Here is a 17,422-nt window from a genome sequence, read left to right on the forward strand (position 1 = left end):
TTTTTCTGGTATTTCTTTCTCTTTTAGACCGCAAATATAGCTTTTGGTTTAAAAGCAGGAATCACAAAAAAATGTTAATCAGTCATTTTATATTTCTTCTAAAAAAGAAGCTACTTTATCCAGATCTCTGCCAATTATAGCTTTCCCATCCTTTATCACAATTGGTCTTTCTATTAAAATTGGGTTATCTGCCATAGCCTGAATAACTTCTGAATCTGTCAATGTTTTTCCTTTGTACTCATCAGTCCAGATTTTCTCTTTAATTCTTACTAATTCAATAGGTTTCAGGTTTAGTTTTTCGATTAAACTTTTCAGTTCCTCAAAAGTTGGCGTTTCAGTAAGATAGGGAATAATTTTATAGTCCTGATTTGCATCGTCCAGAAAAGCCAGACAGCTTCTCGATTTTCCACAACGTGGATTATGGTAAACTTGAATCATTTTATTTTTTTTTAAAATGTTGTAAGATAATTGAATTAAAAAAAGGTATTTTAGCTATCCCCAAAAATAAGATTTACTTATTAATTAGAACTCCATTTTAAATTTTAAATAACATGTTTTTAGAACAAGGAATTAAACCTGAAAATAAATTTTGGATGTATATTTTAGGGACTGTGGTAATTGTCTCTGCATCATTTGTTGGTCAGATTCCTTTTACTATAGCAATGCTATATAAAAGTTTTACAGACAAAACTGCCATTCCAACTGACAATGCTTCAGCTTTAAAAATATTTCAACCCAACCTGACTTTATTTTTGGCAATGTTATCTTTTGTATTTGCTTTTATAGGCATTTATTTTGTTGTAAAACACATACACAAACAAACGTTTTTATCCATAACAACAGCCAGAAATAAGACAGATTGGAACCGAATTTTATTTTCGTTCCTGTTGTGGTCTTCTTTTTCAATTATAAGTTTTTTAACTCTTTATTTCCTGTCTCCTGAAAAATTTGTTTGGAATTTCAAACCCATTCCTTTTTTGGTTTTAGTACTGTTGGGAGTCATTTTAATTCCGATACAAACCAGCACCGAAGAATATGTTTTTAGAGGATATTTAATGCAGGGATTTGCAAATTTAACCAGAAACAAATGGTTACCATTAGTTATAACTTCGCTGGTATTTGGATTATTGCACATCGCAAATCCAGAAGTCGAAAAAATGGGTTACATCATAATGGTATATTACATTGGTACCGGATTATTTTTAGGCATCATTACCCTGATGGATGAAGGAATCGAATTGGCTCTAGGCTTTCATGCCGCCAACAATCTTATAGGCGCTTTGCTTGTAACCGCAGATTGGTCGGCTTTTCAAACACATTCCCTTTTTAAAGATTTATCCGAGCCCTCTGCTGGTTTTGATGTAATTTTACCAGTAGCTATCGTTTATCCTATTCTGCTTTTTATTTTTAGCAAAAAATACAACTGGAGCAATTGGAAAGAAAAGTTAACCGGTAAAATCAATATTGAATTCTAAAAAACAACTTATGATTACATTAACTCATAAAAATGTTCATAATTATTTTAAAATAAACGGCTATCATTTAAACGGAAACGATTTACGATCTGTTGCTTATAGTTACATTAAGGAAGGTGACGCCAATGAACAGGCAATAGGCGAATTTTTATTAGACTGGTTCGATGAAAAAGAATACATCGAAATGAAAACATCCGGAACTACAGGTCTTCCTAAACTCGTCAGACTACAAAAACAAGCCATGATACAATCTGCTTTGGCAACAGGAGATTTCTTCGATTTAAAACCCGGAGACAAAGCATTACTTTGCCTGCCGGTAAAATTTATCGCCGGTAAAATGATGCTTGTACGTAGCTTTATTCTGGGGCTGGAGTTAGACATTACAGAGCCAAGTACAGAACCTTTAACTTTAAACAAGATAACGTATGATTTTGTAGCGATGGTTCCTTTACAGGTTGTAAATTCGATTAAAGCTTTAAAAAAAGTCAAAAAACTTATCGTTGGAGGCGCAAAAATGGATGCTGAATTAGAAGAAAAACTTTTGCCTTTAAAAACAGCAGTTTATGAAACTTACGGTATGACCGAAACCATTACTCATATTGCAGCCAGAAAAGTGGGTGAAAAAGTTTTTACTGTTTTACCAAATGTAAAAATCACCAAGGACAATCGCGGATGTTTAGTAATTGATATTCCTGCTGTGTCTGAAGAACCGATTATTACTAATGATTTGATTGAATTAACAAAAGAAAATCAATTCACTTTTTTAGGAAGAATTGATAATGTGATTAATAGCGGCGGCGTAAAATTAATTCCGGAACAAATTGAAGCAAAACTGATTGGAAAAATTAATTCCAGATTTTTCGTTACCGGAATTCCGGATTCTCTTTTAGGAGAAAAACTGATTTTGGTTATTGAAGGAGAAATACAAGACTTTCCGTCAGACTTTTTTGATATTTTGGATAAATATGAAAAACCAAAAGAAGTAATTTTTGTTTCGAAATTCAAAGAGAATGAAAACGGAAAATTGCTTCGTAAACCAAGCCTGCCAGAATGAAAGTACAAAAATAAAAAATCCAAATTCCAAGTGTAAAAATTGGAATTTGGATTTTAAATATTGGAATTTACTTTTTAAGCTTTTCTTTCTAACAACGCCATATAAAATCCGTCGAAACCTGATTCTGAAGCTAATAATTTACGATCTTCAATAAAAGTAAATTGTTTCCCAATTTCAGTTTTCAGGAATTTCTCTACCTGTTCCTGATTCTCAGATGGCAAAACAGAACACGTTGCATACACTAATTTACCGCCCGGTTTTACAATTTTAGAATAACTTTCTAAAACTTCTGACTGAACTTTGCGAATATTATCAATAAATTCAGGCTGTAATTTCCATTTAGAATCCGGATTTCTTTTCAATACTCCTAAGCCGCTGCAAGGTGCATCAATTAAAACACGGTCTGCTTTTTCATGCAGTTTCTTAATCACTTTCGTAGTGTCAATAATACGGTATTCTATATTAAATGCACCGTTTCTTTTAGCTCTTAATTTTAATTGTTTAAGCTTGCTTTCATATAAATCCATTGCAATTAATTGTCCTTTATTTTCCATCAAAGAAGCGATGTGCAATGTTTTTCCACCAGCTCCGGCACAAGTATCCACAACGCGCATTCCTGGTTTAACATCTAAGAAACCGGCTACTAATTGTGAATTGGCGTCCTGTACTTCAAAAAGTCCTTGTTTAAAAGCATCCGTCAAAAACACATTTGCTCTTTCTTTTAAAACTAAAGCCTCAGGCTGATCTTTTAAATATTCTGTTTCAATATTTAAATCCATTAATGTGTTTCTCAGGCTTTCTTTGGTTCCTTTAAGTGTATTGGTTCTTAAAATAACTTTTGCCGGCTGATTTTGAGCTGCAATTTCTTTAGCCCAAACTTTTTCACCAAGCTCTTTCACACCTACTTCATCCATCCAATCCGGAATAGATTCTTTTAATGCTCTAACTTTTGAAAGTTCGTCAAAACGGCCTTTTATTTTTCTTTCAGGTGTTCCTTCCAATTGTCTCCAATCCGGAATTGGATAACCTCTTAAAACTGCCCAAACCGCAAACATCCTCCATAAATTGTCTCTGTCAAAAGGCTCTTTAACTTCGGCAATTTCTGCATATAATCTTTTCCAACGAACAATTTCGTATATCGTTTCAGCAACAAACTTCCTGTCAGAACTTCCCCAACGTTTGTCTTTTTTTAAGGCTCTCGCTACCACTTTATCGGCATATTCTCCTTCATTGAAAATAGCATTCAAAGAATCGATGGTAGTATAAACTAAATTTCTGTGTAATCTCATTTTAATTATTTGAGTTGCAAAGGTACTATTAATTGATTGAAAGTTAAATTTTTAATTTTGATTGTTATTTCAACTTTCATAAAAAAGAAAAAAACACTCTGATAAAGTATAAAAGAGTGTTTTTAATTTATTTTGAAAATGATTTATTTTATAATTCTCGTTAAGCCTATGTTTTCCGGAGCATGAAGCACCATTGGGAATTTCTCGATTTTAACTGAACTGCTGTCTAAACCAAAAGCACTTTCTTCAGACAAACTTAATTTTTTGATTAAAAAGTAAGAGTTCATGATGATTTTCTCATGCCATAATAAATCGGAATCATTAGACAAGAATTTCTCAGACAGTACAAATTTGAAATCTCCCACAATATTATTTTTATTCAATGATTCGTAACGGCTGGTAATATCTACTTCACCATTTTTTACCATATCCCGAATAACTTCCCTAAACATTAAATTGATTTTGGTTGGCTCTCTAAACCCTAAATTGAAGTCAATTCTATAAATATCGTCTTTGACAATTTCTGTTACTTTATATTGTGTTTTATAAGGCTCTGTCAAAATATTAACATGTACAAACCAATAAATATCAGCTCTTTTAGGACGCTTTTGCAAGATCGAATACATTACTTTTTGCTCTAATTCATCAATACGATTAGCATTTGTCATGTAAACCAAATGCGTAGCATATTTAGGAATAGACAAATCTTCACTTAGTTCCATTAGCACTTTTTTGTAATCATCAATTTTGATAATTTTAGTGTAGCTTTTATTAATTTTCTTGGCTACATACCATACCGTCATTACCGAAATCAACATAATTGCAATAATCAGGGTTACATAACCACCCTCTGCAAATTTAGTAATATTCGCAAGTAGGAAACATCCCTCGATTATTAAGTAAATTGTGATTAGAGGAACCATAAAATACAGTTTTACTCTTTTCATAATTAGATAATAATTTAATAAAATGGTCGTCATAATCATACAGAGTACAATAGCCAAACCATAAGCATGCTCCATGTTACTTGATTTTTCGAAGTGCAACACAATTCCTACACAACCAAAAAACAATAACCAGTTAATTGACGGAATGTACAATTGTCCTTTAACCTCCGTAGGGTATTTGATTCTTACTTTTGGCCAGAAATTCAATCGCATAGCTTCATTTATCAAAGTAAAGGAACCACTGATAAGAGCCTGAGAAGCAATAACCGCTGCCAAAGTTGCGATTACGATACCGGCAGGCTGAAACCAGTCCGGCATAATTAAATAAAACGGATTACCATTTTCTCCTCCTAATGCCTGCAGCGTCTGCCCTTCGTGATGAATTAGATAAGCAGCCTGTCCAAAGTAATTTAGAACTAAAGTTAATTTTACAAAAACCCAGCTAATTCTAATGTTTTTTCTTCCGCAATGCCCCATATCAGAGTACAAAGCTTCTGCACCTGTAGTACATAAAAACACAAATCCTAATACAAAAAAACCATCAGGATGTATCGATAATAAATGGTAAGCATAATAAGGGTTAATTGCTTTAATAACTTCCGGATGATCCAAAATCTGAATAACTCCTAAAGTCCCCAGCATAGCAAACCAAATAAGCATCATTGGCGCAAAAAACTTACCAACTAACTTTGTCCCAAACTGCTGTATAGTGAATAAAATAAATAAAATTCCAATAACAATAGGGATTGTATTTATTTCAGGATAATAGGTTTTTATTCCTTCTACCGCAGACGAAACCGAAATAGGCGGCGTTATAATTCCATCAGCTAATAAGGCACTACCTCCAATAATAGCAGGCACAATAAGCCATTTTATTTTTGTTTTCTTGACTAAGGCATACAGGGCAAAAATACCCCCTTCACCATGATTATCAGCACTTAAAGTAATAAGTACATACTTAATAGTCGTTTGAAGAGTTAAGGTCCAGAAAACACAGGAAATTCCGCCTAAAACTATATCTGCATTAATAGAATGACCACCAAGTATAGCTTTCATTACATATAATGGAGAAGTACCAATATCTCCATAAATAATTCCTAATGTAATCAATAACCCCCCAATAGACAACTTACTGTGTAAGTTTTTATGCGCTGCGCTCATGTATATTTTTATAAAAGACGGTTGCAAATTTACTGTTTTAAAACAAATTAGCGCCAATTATAAGTAAGAAAGATAAAAAAAAGCACAATAGCTATATTGTGCTTTTAGTTTTAATTTAAAAATTTGTTTTTTAAGACTAACCTCTTCTTCCGCCTCCTCTGGTTCCTGAAGCATTTTCTCTTTGTGACTGCCCGCCTCCTCTGGATTCCTGATTCATTCTTGGAGATTCTGAACGCTGCGTATTTTGCTGTCTTGCTGAACTTGATCTATTTTCAGAAGCCGATCTGTTTTGGGCATAATTTCTTGAAGACTCTGCTCTTGGAGATTCAGTTCTCTGAGATGAAACCGATCTGTTGTTATTCATTCTATCCTCATTAGAATTTCCTCTGGATTCATATTTTGGAGTATTTTCAACTCTTACAGTATTATTATTTCCTGTTGATGAATTATCTCTTCCGGAAGTAACTCTGTTTGAATTATTATTTCTGTCAGACCTATTTCTATCCTCATTAGAATTTCCTCTGGATTCATATCTTGGAGTATTTTCAACTCTTACAGGATTATTATCTCTGCCTGAAACATTCCTGTTTGAATTAAAAGTTCTGTCAGATGTTTTTTTGTTCTCAGCATAATTTCTGTTTGAGTTTCTATTCTCTGAATTAGAAAATCTTCCCGAATTTGATCTGTTATTATTGTAAACATTCTGATTTCTACTATACTCTCTGCTTGCTACACGTCTTTGCTCCAAGTCATATCGGTTGTTTACATTCGAATGTCTTTGCGAAAAACTGCGATTAGGATATTGTCTTTCGTACCCATAACAACGTCTGGTTTCATATAACACCGGTGCTCTGTAACTTCTTCTGTGATTCACATAATTGTAACGATTATTCACATTGATACAAATATTGATGTTACTTCTATATCTGTAAATTGGAAAAGGTCTCCAGGCAACATAATAAGTTGGGTAAAAATTCCAAGCCCATGTAGAATAATATGGTCTGTAGTTCGTAACCCAAAATGATGCATAAATCCCAGGCGTTACATTATAAACCGGCTCATAAATATAATTCGCCCCATATAAATAACTATTACCAACAACCTGCACACTTACTTTATTATAATTATCCCTTTCTATATCAATGGTTGCAATATCCTGATAAACATCACGATCAAGAACTGACTGAATAATCACTACGTGAGTTCTGTCTTCAACAGTTTCAATAACACGCAAGTAATCAACCTGGTCATCATTATTCAAATCAAGGTTTGAAATCTGATATTTTGGATCATTTAATCGTCTTTCAAAATCCTGAAGATTAGCTGATTCTCCAAAAATAGAAGCAACGGCCCTTAAATCTAAATTATCACTTATATCTGAGTTTTTTGCATAAACAGTAGTCTGGCTTTGTACAGCACAAGAACTTAAACCTATAGCTACTAACGCTAAAAAAAGTATTTTGGTTTTCATGGCAAATCATATTAAGATTAATATTCTGAGGTATCCAATTACTGTGCCAGAAAAAAAACAAAATATATTTTACATGTTGTAAATAATTGTATTTTAGCAACAACTAAATCTTAGCCTATATGAAAAAAGGAATATTATTTTGTGGTGTTTTCATTTTATTTTTATCTTTTAAACCATTAAATGACAGCAACAAAAAAACTTTCTACGGTGGTTTCACGTCAATGCAAACAGACACTTTGTTTCAGGACAAAATTAGTATTAGAGCTATTTCAATCGATAAAAATAAAGTTTGGTACGGCGCTGATAATTCTCGTTTTGGATATTATGATTTAGATAAAAAAGAGAAATTTGAGGAACATATTTATCGTGATACCTTAAAATTAGAATTCAGAAGCATTGCTCAAACTTCAAAAGATATTTTCTTATTAAGCGTTGGAAATCCCGCTTTACTTTATTCTGTTTCTAAAAAAACACAAAAAGTAAAATTAGTTTACAAAGAAGTCAACGAGAGGGTATTTTACGACAGTATGCAATTTTGGAATGATAAAGAAGGAATTGCTATTGGAGATCCAACTGAAGATACTTTTTCGGTTATTATAACCCGTGATGGAGGAGAAAACTGGACAAAAGTATTGTCTGATAAATTGCCTACAAATGCCAAAGGCGAAGCAGCTTTTGCGGCCAGCAATTCAAATATTGTCATAAAAGGAGATGATACCTGGCTGGTTTCCGGAGGAAAAAAATCACGAGTTTTTTATTCTCCTGACAAAGGCAAAACCTGGAAAGTAATTGAAACTCCTATTGTTCAGGGAAAAACAATGACAGGAATTTTTACAGCTGATTTTTATGATTCCAAACATGGGTTTATTGCTGGTGGTGATTACGAGCTTCCAAACCAAAAAACCGACAATAAAGCTTTTACAACAGATGGCGGAAAAACATGGACATTAATAGGTCAGGGTATGGGTTTTGGATACGCATCATGCATACAATATGTTCCTGGAGGGAATGGAAAAGAAATTATCTGTGTTGGCTCTGAAGGAATTCAATATTCTCAAAATGGAGGTGAAAACTGGACACAATTATCTACTGATTCAAAACTCTTTACGATTCGCTTTATTAACAGAAATACAGCAATTGCAGCCGGGTACAACAAAGTTATCAGACTTCGTTTTAAATAAAACACATAATAAAACCCCTAAATAATAAAGTAAGTATTATTATATAGGGGTCTTATCGCTGTTGTTATTACTTGTCTTTTGTATTGCTATAACTACAAATGACTATATTATTCCTTAGTTCTTAGCTTTTTCTTTATATTGCTTCAATAATTTTCGATTAAAATCATCTTCAGATTTTTTAAGCTTTAATATTTTTTTTGCCGAAAGTACTTTCTTAAGATTAGTCATGTATTTTTCTTTTAAAAAATACAATTCTTTATCAGTGCTTTCAATTTGTGATAATAAAGTTGCAGCTTCTTTTTCCGAAAGCGAATTAACATTATCATCATTCAGTTTACGTAAATAGGTTTTCATCTTTTCATGACGTAATTCATATTGCTTATCATCAAAAGCATTATAAATTGGCCAGAATTTCTCGGCTTCATTAGACGTAAGTTCCAATTCTGTAGTTAAAAAAGACACTTTGTAAGCTTTAATCTTTTCACGCTTTTCATCAGTTTTGTCACTTTGTGCATAAAATGAAAAACTAACTAAAAACAGTATCATGGGTAGTATATTTTTAATTTTCATCTCTATTGTTTTTATTATTCTGAAATTAAATTTTCAATATTTGGATTTGAAGACAAAACATCTTCAAGGGTTTCTTGTTCAAGCACAACATTTTTATTAATTTCCTCAATATCTTTAGTATCTAATTCACGAATCAAATCATATTGATTGATATTAGACTGATACGACAAATACGTTTCTAAAGTAGCCTCATCAAGCTCTTTTGTTTTATTATAACTATTCACCACAGGAATCATTAATGCAACAACAACTACTGCGGCCGCTAGCATCGCAATAACCTCTTTACGTTTGTAAATCGGAATTACTTTCACTTCTCTTTCACTAATTTGCTGTAAAACCTTTGCCGAAAAACCATCAAAATAATGATCCGGAGTTTTAAATCCAGATTTAATTTTCGGTTCGTTTTCTAATTTAAATGCTTTCATAATGACTATAAGATATGTTTTATAACAAAAGGTTTAATTTGATGTAACAAATAATTCAATTTTTTTTACCGCATGGTGATAAGAAGCCTTCAATGCCCCCACTGACGTTCCAAGAATTTCGGAGATTTCTTCGTATTTCAATTCTTCAAAATACTTCATTTTAAAAACCAATTGTTGTTTTTCCGGCAATGTAACAATAGCTCTTTGAAGCTTTATTTGAATTTCATCACCATCAAAATAAGTATCAGCTCTTAAATTGTCAATGGTTTTGTTTTGTAAAGCTTCTGATGTTAAACCATTTAATTTAGCCTTCTGACTCAAAAAAGTCAATGCTTCATTGGTTGCAATTCGGTACATCCATGAAAAAAGCTTACTTTCGCCTTTAAAGTTTTTTAAATATTGAAATACTTTTACAAAAGTATTCTGCAAAACATCATCAGCGTCATCATGATTCAGAACAATGTTTCGAATATGAGAATACAAAGGTTTTTGATATTCTGACAAGAGTGCTTGAAACGCTGTATTTTGCGTTTTAGGATTTAATAATTGTGCTATAAATTCCTTCTCGTTTGTCAAGTCTCTTAGCTATCTTGTTTATTAGAATGAACTTATTAGAAAAGGTTTAATCAGCCTTTCATTTTTTTTAAAACTCTGAATCTTCCTCTTCGGTAGCATTTGTTTTAGCGGGAGGTGTCGCTGCAGGTTTTTTAACTACCGGATTGGTTGTAGTTTTTTGAGCCGCCGGATCAGCTTCAGGTTTGTACTGAGGAACTTCCTCCACAATCGGTTTCACCTTTGGAATGATCGGATAATAAATTTCAGTTACTAATTTAGACGAACTTTTAACATCTAATTTACCGGCAGTTAAAATTTCAAGATGTGACCAGCTTAAATCTGGTGTAATTTTTTCATTATTTATAAAAGCAGTAGTTTTCGAGATAGCCTCATTAGTATGTGAATAATCTCCTTTTAAAGTAGTTTTTACAGCTTCAAAACTGTTTAATTTTCCAGATAAAATATCACTGCCTGCACTTATCGAAATTTCTTTATTTATTGGTAAACAGATCGAAATTTTTGCCAAATTTGTTTTTGTATCATAAGTATGATAAATGATAAAAGGCTTTCCGTTTGTATACAAATTATTTGTCTTACCAAATTCCATCAATTTTGGAATAACAATCCTGGCATTCTTATTTACTTTTTGAATTTCGCTTGTAAAAGTCTGTTTAATATAAAAACTCTCTGTTTTTTTTACAATGCCGTTTACTTTTACAGCATAGGTTTTAGTTTCGTAATCCAGATTCTTATCAATATTGACAAGGGTTTTTTCATACATAGTTCCTATTATCTTATCAGAACCTCCATTCAAAACGGTATAAATTTTAAACAAAAAACTCATTTCACCTTTTGCCTTCCAGGTAACCTTTGTTTTTCCGTTAAGCGTATCTTTAAAAATCCAATGAACATCGGCATCAGTTCCGTCAAAACTGATTTTTTGATGAATACTTTCACCGTCTTTTGCCTGCAATGTTATTCCGCCTCCTTTTCCTTCGCTGTTTTCCCATGAAAATGAAGCTCCGTTTCCTACGGTTTTTTCCGGAAATGACATTTTTATCGTTGGATCTTCAACCGCCCAGGATTCAAAATCTTCAAAATTCCTAAAATCATTTACATAGTGATATACTGCAGCCCTTGGTGAATTAACAACCTTACTTCTCTCAACAGCAAAAAGACCTTTTTGAGTAGCTACAAAAACAGTTAAAGCAACAAAACTTAGTATTAATAAAAGAAACAGGTATTTTAGGATTTTCATTGTGTAGGTTGTTTTGGAGTCGTAAAGTTATAAATTTATTACCTGTCTTACGAAGAACAAAAAGAATAAAAATGCTTCTTTTTAATCAAATCCTAATCAGGAAACATAAAACAAAACGATTTTGAAAAGTTTAAAGTATATTTTTAATTTCTTAATTTACATTCTTTAAATATAGAAATAAAATTTCCATTTTTATCTTTTAAAAAAGAATTTGATTAAAAACAGAATCAGAATAAAAAGCAAAAAAGTAATTAAGACCTTATAATTTCCTTTGTAAAAAATTTTGTGCAGCGCTAAATCTTTTCGGTAAGCAAAAATCATTACGATTACAAATGCGATAAAAAAACAGACTGCGAATATTAATTGTCCCTGACTAAACATAGTTGATAATTATTTTTGACAAATTTAAAGAATTGTACATGAATAGTTGCTAATTTGGTACTCCATTTAATCAATAAAAAAATGAAGAAACAAATTGATGCAGTAAAAGAATTTCACACTGCTTTTAAAATAGGCCACAGCGAAACTCCCGTTGCCGATTTAGGCGAAACCAAAAAACATCTTCGTTATAATTTAATGAAAGAAGAGAACGAAGAATATCTTGAAGCTGTACAAAACAATGATTTAGTCGAAATCGCTGATGCCCTTGGCGATATGATGTACATATTATGCGGAACCATTATTGAACATGGACTGCAGGACAAAATCGAAGCCGTTTTTGATGAAATCCAACGCAGCAACATGAGTAAATTAGGCGAAGACGGACAACCCATTTATCGTGAAGACGGAAAAGTAATGAAAGGGCCAAATTATTTTAAACCGGATTTTTCGAAACTGTTATAAATAGAAAACCCGACAGGTTTTAAAAACCTGTCGGGTTTGTATCGCGAACTAATTTATGAATTATTGAACCTTAACTGTCCAGCCAAAAGTATCTTCAGCAAGTTTGTTTTGAAGATTAGTAAGTTTTTCTTTTAAAAGAGACGCATACGAATTCTCAATCGGATCCATTTCATAATAAACATCCTGATAAGAGAACCCTTTGATAACACTTACAACCGCAGCAGTACCGGCACCAAAAATTTCTTTTAAAGATCCATTTTTAGCAGCTTCTACCAATTCTGAAACAATTACAGGACGAACTTCAACATTCAAACCTTCTTTTTCAGCCATAGCAATTAAACTTTTTCTGGTAATACCATCCAAGATTCTTTCACTTGTTGGCGCTGTCAATAATGTATCATTAATTCTAAAGAAAACATTCATTGTACCTGCCTCTTCCAGTTTTGTATGAGTGGCATCATCTGTCCAGATTACCTGCTGGAAACCTTCTTTGTTAGCCAGGTTTGTTGGATAAAACTGTGCAGCGTAATTTCCTGCTGCTTTTGCAGCTCCAATTCCACCATTAGCAGCTCTACTGTAATGTTCTGCAATAATTACTTTTACTTCGCCAGCATAATAAGATTGTGCCGGAGAAAGTAAAATCATAAATTTATATTCATCAGATGGATTAGCCACAACTCCTGGACCTGTTGCAATCATAAAAGGACGAATATACATACTGCTTCCGTTTCCTCTTTGAATCCATTCTTGATCAATTTTTAATAATTCATTCAAACCATCCATAAAAACAGACTCAGGAACTTCCGGCATTGCCATACGAACTGCTGAATTATTAAAACGTTTGTAGTTTTCATCAGGCCTAAACAACCAAACATCATTATTGTCATCTTTGTAAGCTTTCATTCCTTCAAAAATTGCCTGACCATAATGAAAGACTTTAGAAGACGGATCCATTAAAATAGGCGCATAAGGCTTAATGACCGGTGTTTGCCATTCCCCATTTTTAAAATCACATTCAAATAAATGGTCTGTAAATACAGCACCAAAGCTTAAGTTTTCAAAGTCTACACTACTAATTTTAGAAGAAGTGGCTTTTCTGATTTCAATTTTGCTTGCTTGAGTTGTACTCATAATAATGTTAGTTTTACGTAATTTTTATCATCAAAGAAGATTTCTTAAAGTGATGATATGATATAAAATAGAATTTATTGAATGCAAAATTAAGTAAAAATATATAAATTCCTTGCCAAAAAACCATTAATTACCTCACTTAACTGCGATTTATTCATCTTACAATAAACTTAAAATTTTAACTGGTTTTTATAAAGAATTTATGAAAAAACCTTGATTTTTTAAGGCTTTACGCATTTGTTTTGATTAAATTTGACATAAAACACAATGTTTAGTTTTAAAATCGCAGAGTAAAATTCAATATTTAATGAAAAGAGAAATTATCAAAACACTAGATGGCTCAACTACAATTCATTTACAGGAATGGAACGAATGTTATCATTCAAAACACGGCGCCATTCAGGAAGCAAAACATGTTTTTATAAAAAACGGATTTGATTTGTTTGAAGGCAAACCGGTAAGTATTTTTGAAATTGGTTTCGGAACAGGTCTGAATGCTTTTATTACTTTTCTTGAAGCAAATGATTCTCAGCAAAATATTGATTATACAGGAGTAGAAGCTTACCCTGTTAATTCGGAAGAAGTCTTAGCCATGAATTATGTATCAGAATTAGAAGCCGAGGCATTTGAAAATATCTTTAAAAAAATGCATGAATGCGAGTGGAATCAAAAAAATGAAATCACATCCAATTTTTCATTAACCAAAAGAAAACAATTTTTTGACGAAATAGACGATTTTGAAATTTTTGATTTGATTTATTTTGACGCCTTTGGATATAGGGTGCAGCCTGAGTTATGGAGCACCGAAATTTTTCAAAAAATGTATAATAGCTTAAAACCGAATGGTGTCTTGGTCACTTATGCAGCAAGAGGAGTTGTTAAAAGAAGCATGATTGAAGTTGGATTTACTGTTGAAAAATTAGCAGGCCCTCCTGGAAAAAGAGAAATGTTCAGAGCTCATAAAAAGGTTTAAATGAGTTATTTAGAATTATTCCATATTGTTTTATACTCATTAAGAAAACGTATTCGTTCTTAATATTTTAAAAAAAATAAGTTAAAAAGATATTTTATATACGATATTTGTTTAAATTTGGCTCGAGTTTAAAAATAGAGATAACCCCCAAAAATCTTATTTTATTATGTCAAAAATGATGTTTGATTACACGAAATCAATACTTGAAAGAGTAAGTTTCGACCCGGTGCTTTTTTGCAAAGAATTAGAAAAAGCTATCAAAACACTGTTACCTTACGAAATGGAACAACTACAAGAATGGTTATTAAACTTTATAGTCGAAAAACCAGAATTAAAAGAATGTTTACTATTAGTTAAAGTATAAAAACGAAAGACTGTCAAAAATGACAGTCTTTTTTTGTAACACTGTTTTGGTTTCATCTTAAGCTAATCTCAATATATTTGGGAGAGGATTTATTTACTTTAAAAAAAAAAAAAAAAAAAACGGAATCACAATACCGATAAATTCAGTCCACAAAAAAAGCCTTGAATTTCTTCAAGGCTTTAAATTTCCGGGTGGCTGACCGGGTTCGAACCGGCGACCCGCGGCACCACAAACCGCTACTCTAACCAACTGAGCTACAACCACCATTTTACCAGCATTTCTGCTTAGCGAGTGCAAATATATAACAAAGGTTTACTTCTACAAAGAAAAAATTAAAAAAAATGCACCTTTTTTATATCAAATCTTCTAAGCTATTGACAGCCAAACATCTTTCAACCGTAAAACCTTCGGCAAAATCTTTACCAACCAGCCTTCCTAAGTCCTGCGCTCTGTAATTTAAGCTTTCCAAAAAATTTTTGCTTGTAATAGGTGTTGCAGGTTCTTTTGAATCCGGGTCATAAAACTGCGTTTTATACGCCAAAATTGCTTCTACTTTCTTTTCCTCAAAACCGGTAATGTCTACTACAAAATCAGGTTCGATATTTTTCCACTGAATATAATGGTACACTACTTTGGGTCTCCAGGCTTCTTGTTTTTCTCCATCTACTGAAGTTTCAATTTTCATCAATCCCGACAAAAAACAAGCATCTGAGACTAATTTACTTCCTTTTCCGTGATCAATATGCCGGTCATCAATAGCATTGCATAAAACAATCTCGGGCTTATATTTTCGAATCATTTTTATAACCTCCAGCTGATGTTTTTCATCATTTACAAAAAAAGCATCACGCATCGCTAAATTTTCACGTACTACAACCCCTAAAATCTTTGCAGCATCTTTTGCTTCCTGATCCCTCGTTTCGGCTGTTCCACGCGTACCTAATTCCCCACGGGTCAAATCGATGACACCTACTTTCTTCCCAAGGGAAACTTCTTTTAAAATAGTTCCCGCACAACCCAATTCTACATCGTCCGGATGCGCCCCAAAGGCTAATATATCTAATTTCATTTTTTGTTTGTTTTGTTTCAGGTTTCACGTTTCAAGTTATTCACAAAACGTGAAACCTGAAACTTTAAACTTGAAACTATTTTTTTAAAACCCTTTTCATCGTCATCGATTTATTGACGCTTTCCTCCCACTCTTTTTCAGGAATACTTTCTTTGGTAATACCGCATCCCATATAAAGAATGGCTTTATTTCCCTCAATTTGCATACTTCGTAAATTTACAAATAAATCAGAGCTTGTACTATTATTAGCAAAACTGCTGTTAAGTTCTCCTAAAAAACCGGTATAAAAAGTTCTGTCGTAATTTTCATTTTCTAAAATAAATGCTTTTGCTTTTTTCTTTGGCAAACCACAAACCGCTGGCGTTGGATGAAGCGTATCAATTACTTCTTTCAAAGTAGAGTTTTCATTCAAAACTCCTGAAATATCTGTTTTAATATGCCAGATTGATCCGGCTTTGAGACTGTAAGGTTCTGAAACCACAACCGAGGCTGCAAATTCCCGAAGTCGTTTTACTATAAAATCGGTCACGTATTGCTGTTCGTCTTTTTCTTTTTGTTGCCAGACAATTTCAGTTTCAGAATTTGCTTTTTGTGTTCCTGCCAATGCAGTTGTTTCAAAAACATTTCCGTTTGCTTTCAGCAGCTGCTCCGGCGTTGCTCCCATCCAAAGTCCAATTTTTGGATGAAAAAAACAGTAAGAAAAAGTAGCCGGATACAAATCAATTAATCTTTGAAAAGCGAGAATGAAATCAAAATTGACTACATCAACTATTTCGCTTCTGGACAAAACTACTTTTTTGAATTCGTCATTCTCAATTGCTTCTATTCCTTTTGAAACTAAATCTTCATATTGCTTTTTAGCTTCCAAATCAAAATCAGCATCTTCATTTTCATTTTCAATAGTACTATATTTTAACTCTACTTGCTGCGCACTTATAATTTTTGATTGTTTTTCAGGAATTAAAATCAATTGTTTTTCGTCAAATGAAGCAAAAACAAAACCTTTTTGACTATAATCTGAGACTTTATAAAGCTTGTCATTTTGTTGCAAAAATGCAAAAACAGTACTAGAATTAGGCTTTGAATAAATAACGAAAGGTAAGTTTTGAGCTTGATGCTTTCTTACAGTAGAAAAAAAGTCATTCATATTATTATTGAGTTTTCTTTTTTTCTAAAACCATATTCGTCAATTTGCAAAGCGAAATCAAATTTCCGGATTCATCGGTAATTTTAATTTCCCAAAGATGCAGGCTTCTCCCTTTATGAATTATACGGGCTGTTCCGAAAACAACTCCTTCACGGATGCTTTTTAAATGGTTTGCCGAAATTTCGATACCGCGTACTTCCTGTTCTTTTGTATTGATAAAAAAATGCGATGCAGCACTGCCTACACTTTCTGCCAAAGCAACCGAAGCACCTCCATGTAACAATCCCATTGGCTGATAAACAGAAGAATTTACAGGCATTTTGGCTGTTAAAAAATCTTCTCCGGCATCTATATATTCTATTTTTAGCGTTTCCATTAAGGTGTTTTTCGAAAACTCATTGCAATACGCTAAAATTTGCTCTTTTGTATAATTCATTAAAATTAGCTTTAAAATCGTAAAATTAAAGAAAAGAAAAGATACAAATCAGAAAAAGCAATTCTAAAATTAA

The 17,422-nt window shown here is 32.5% G+C and carries 19 protein-coding genes and 1 tRNA gene; 6 read left to right on the forward strand and 14 right to left on the reverse strand.

The genetic code is table 11. From position 1 onward, the window contains the following. Positions 1–87: 87 nt before the first annotated feature. Positions 88–438: an ArsC/Spx/MgsR family protein gene (locus tag FLV_RS07455; protein ID WP_243232446.1), complete on the reverse strand. Its 351-nt coding sequence runs from the start codon at positions 436–438 to the stop codon at positions 88–90. Positions 439–551: 113 nt separating this feature from the next. On the opposite strand from FLV_RS07455, the gene FLV_RS07460 reads away from it, so the two are divergent. Continuing rightward, a complete protein-coding gene (locus FLV_RS07460) occupies positions 552–1,475 on the forward strand; it encodes a CPBP family intramembrane glutamic endopeptidase (protein ID WP_243232448.1) in 924 nt (307 codons plus the stop codon). Positions 1,476–1,485: 10 nt separating this feature from the next. After that, positions 1,486–2,529, forward strand: a complete 1,044-nt coding sequence (locus FLV_RS07465; RefSeq protein WP_243232450.1) for an AMP-binding protein — start codon at positions 1,486–1,488, stop codon at positions 2,527–2,529. Between the two features lie 74 nt (positions 2,530–2,603). Here FLV_RS07465 and FLV_RS07470 read toward each other — a convergent pair whose 3' ends face one another. From FLV_RS07470 to FLV_RS07480, 3 genes are all read right to left on the reverse strand, one after another. Continuing rightward, positions 2,604–3,818: an RsmB/NOP family class I SAM-dependent RNA methyltransferase gene (locus FLV_RS07470; RefSeq protein WP_243232453.1), complete on the reverse strand. Its 1,215-nt coding sequence runs from the start codon at positions 3,816–3,818 to the stop codon at positions 2,604–2,606. Between the two features lie 143 nt (positions 3,819–3,961). After that, positions 3,962–5,926 carry a KUP/HAK/KT family potassium transporter gene (locus FLV_RS07475; RefSeq protein WP_243232456.1) on the reverse strand — a complete coding sequence of 655 codons (1,965 nt, stop codon included), beginning with the start codon at positions 5,924–5,926 and terminating at the stop codon, positions 3,962–3,964. Between the two features lie 136 nt (positions 5,927–6,062). Beyond that, positions 6,063–7,397 carry a hypothetical protein gene (locus FLV_RS07480; RefSeq protein WP_243232458.1) on the reverse strand — a complete coding sequence of 445 codons (1,335 nt, stop codon included), beginning with the start codon at positions 7,395–7,397 and terminating at the stop codon, positions 6,063–6,065. 119 nt (positions 7,398–7,516) lie between these two features. Here FLV_RS07480 and FLV_RS07485 point away from each other — a divergent pair, with 119 nt between their 5' ends. Next, the gene (locus tag FLV_RS07485; RefSeq protein WP_243232461.1) at positions 7,517–8,578 is read left to right on the forward strand and encodes a WD40/YVTN/BNR-like repeat-containing protein; all 1,062 of its coding nucleotides are present in this window, start codon (positions 7,517–7,519) and stop codon (positions 8,576–8,578) included. Between the two features lie 114 nt (positions 8,579–8,692). On the opposite strand, the gene FLV_RS07490 is transcribed toward FLV_RS07485, so the two are convergent. The 5 genes from FLV_RS07490 to FLV_RS07510 all read right to left on the reverse strand — a co-directional run bounded on the left by FLV_RS07490 (position 8,693) and on the right by FLV_RS07510 (position 11,767). Next, the gene (locus tag FLV_RS07490; RefSeq protein ID WP_243232464.1) at positions 8,693–9,148 is read right to left on the reverse strand and encodes a sensor of ECF-type sigma factor; all 456 of its coding nucleotides are present in this window, start codon (positions 9,146–9,148) and stop codon (positions 8,693–8,695) included. A gap of 14 nt (positions 9,149–9,162) precedes the next feature. Next, the gene (locus tag FLV_RS07495; RefSeq protein WP_243232466.1) at positions 9,163–9,573 is read right to left on the reverse strand and encodes a hypothetical protein; all 411 of its coding nucleotides are present in this window, start codon (positions 9,571–9,573) and stop codon (positions 9,163–9,165) included. 33 nt (positions 9,574–9,606) lie between these two features. After that, positions 9,607–10,149 carry an RNA polymerase sigma factor gene (locus FLV_RS07500; protein WP_243232469.1) on the reverse strand — a complete coding sequence of 181 codons (543 nt, stop codon included), beginning with the start codon at positions 10,147–10,149 and terminating at the stop codon, positions 9,607–9,609. Positions 10,150–10,216: 67 nt separating this feature from the next. Further along, positions 10,217–11,386, reverse strand: a complete 1,170-nt coding sequence (locus tag FLV_RS07505) for an SRPBCC family protein (protein WP_243232470.1) — start codon at positions 11,384–11,386, stop codon at positions 10,217–10,219. Between the two features lie 192 nt (positions 11,387–11,578). Continuing rightward, positions 11,579–11,767: a hypothetical protein gene (locus tag FLV_RS07510; RefSeq protein ID WP_163408160.1), complete on the reverse strand. Its 189-nt coding sequence runs from the start codon at positions 11,765–11,767 to the stop codon at positions 11,579–11,581. Positions 11,768–11,848: 81 nt separating this feature from the next. Here FLV_RS07510 and FLV_RS07515 point away from each other — a divergent pair, with 81 nt between their 5' ends. After that, positions 11,849–12,229, forward strand: a complete 381-nt coding sequence (locus FLV_RS07515) for a nucleoside triphosphate pyrophosphohydrolase family protein (RefSeq protein ID WP_243232473.1) — start codon at positions 11,849–11,851, stop codon at positions 12,227–12,229. Between the two features lie 60 nt (positions 12,230–12,289). Here FLV_RS07515 and FLV_RS07520 read toward each other — a convergent pair whose 3' ends face one another. Next, the gene (locus FLV_RS07520) at positions 12,290–13,360 is read right to left on the reverse strand and encodes a branched-chain amino acid aminotransferase (protein WP_243232475.1); all 1,071 of its coding nucleotides are present in this window, start codon (positions 13,358–13,360) and stop codon (positions 12,290–12,292) included. Between the two features lie 307 nt (positions 13,361–13,667). Here FLV_RS07520 and mnmD point away from each other — a divergent pair, with 307 nt between their 5' ends. Together mnmD and FLV_RS07530 are read left to right on the forward strand one after the other, a co-directional pair. Further along, positions 13,668–14,333 carry a tRNA (5-methylaminomethyl-2-thiouridine)(34)-methyltransferase MnmD gene (gene mnmD / locus FLV_RS07525; RefSeq protein ID WP_243232478.1) on the forward strand — a complete coding sequence of 222 codons (666 nt, stop codon included), beginning with the start codon at positions 13,668–13,670 and terminating at the stop codon, positions 14,331–14,333. Between the two features lie 166 nt (positions 14,334–14,499). Beyond that, complete coding sequence (locus tag FLV_RS07530) at positions 14,500–14,697, forward strand: hypothetical protein (RefSeq protein ID WP_031457182.1); 198 nt, start codon at positions 14,500–14,502, stop codon at positions 14,695–14,697. A 190-nt stretch (positions 14,698–14,887) separates the two neighbouring features. On the opposite strand, the gene FLV_RS07535 is transcribed toward FLV_RS07530, so the two are convergent. The 4 genes from FLV_RS07535 to FLV_RS07550 all read right to left on the reverse strand — a co-directional run bounded on the left by FLV_RS07535 (position 14,888) and on the right by FLV_RS07550 (position 17,349). Then, a tRNA-His gene (locus FLV_RS07535) sits at positions 14,888–14,961 on the reverse strand. 88 nt (positions 14,962–15,049) lie between these two features. After that, entirely contained in the window at positions 15,050–15,766 is a 717-nt protein-coding gene (gene bshB1, locus FLV_RS07540) for a bacillithiol biosynthesis deacetylase BshB1 (RefSeq protein WP_243232481.1), read from the reverse strand. A gap of 76 nt (positions 15,767–15,842) precedes the next feature. Beyond that, positions 15,843–16,913, reverse strand: coding sequence for a chorismate-binding protein (locus FLV_RS07545; RefSeq protein WP_243232483.1), 1,071 nt, complete (start codon positions 16,911–16,913; stop codon positions 15,843–15,845). A 4-nt stretch (positions 16,914–16,917) separates the two neighbouring features. Further along, complete coding sequence (locus tag FLV_RS07550) at positions 16,918–17,349, reverse strand: PaaI family thioesterase (protein ID WP_243232485.1); 432 nt, start codon at positions 17,347–17,349, stop codon at positions 16,918–16,920. Positions 17,350–17,422: the final 73 nt, after the last annotated feature.

This window comes from Flavobacterium pectinovorum (genome assembly GCF_022802975.1).
Taxonomy (GTDB): domain Bacteria; phylum Bacteroidota; class Bacteroidia; order Flavobacteriales; family Flavobacteriaceae; genus Flavobacterium; species Flavobacterium pectinovorum_B.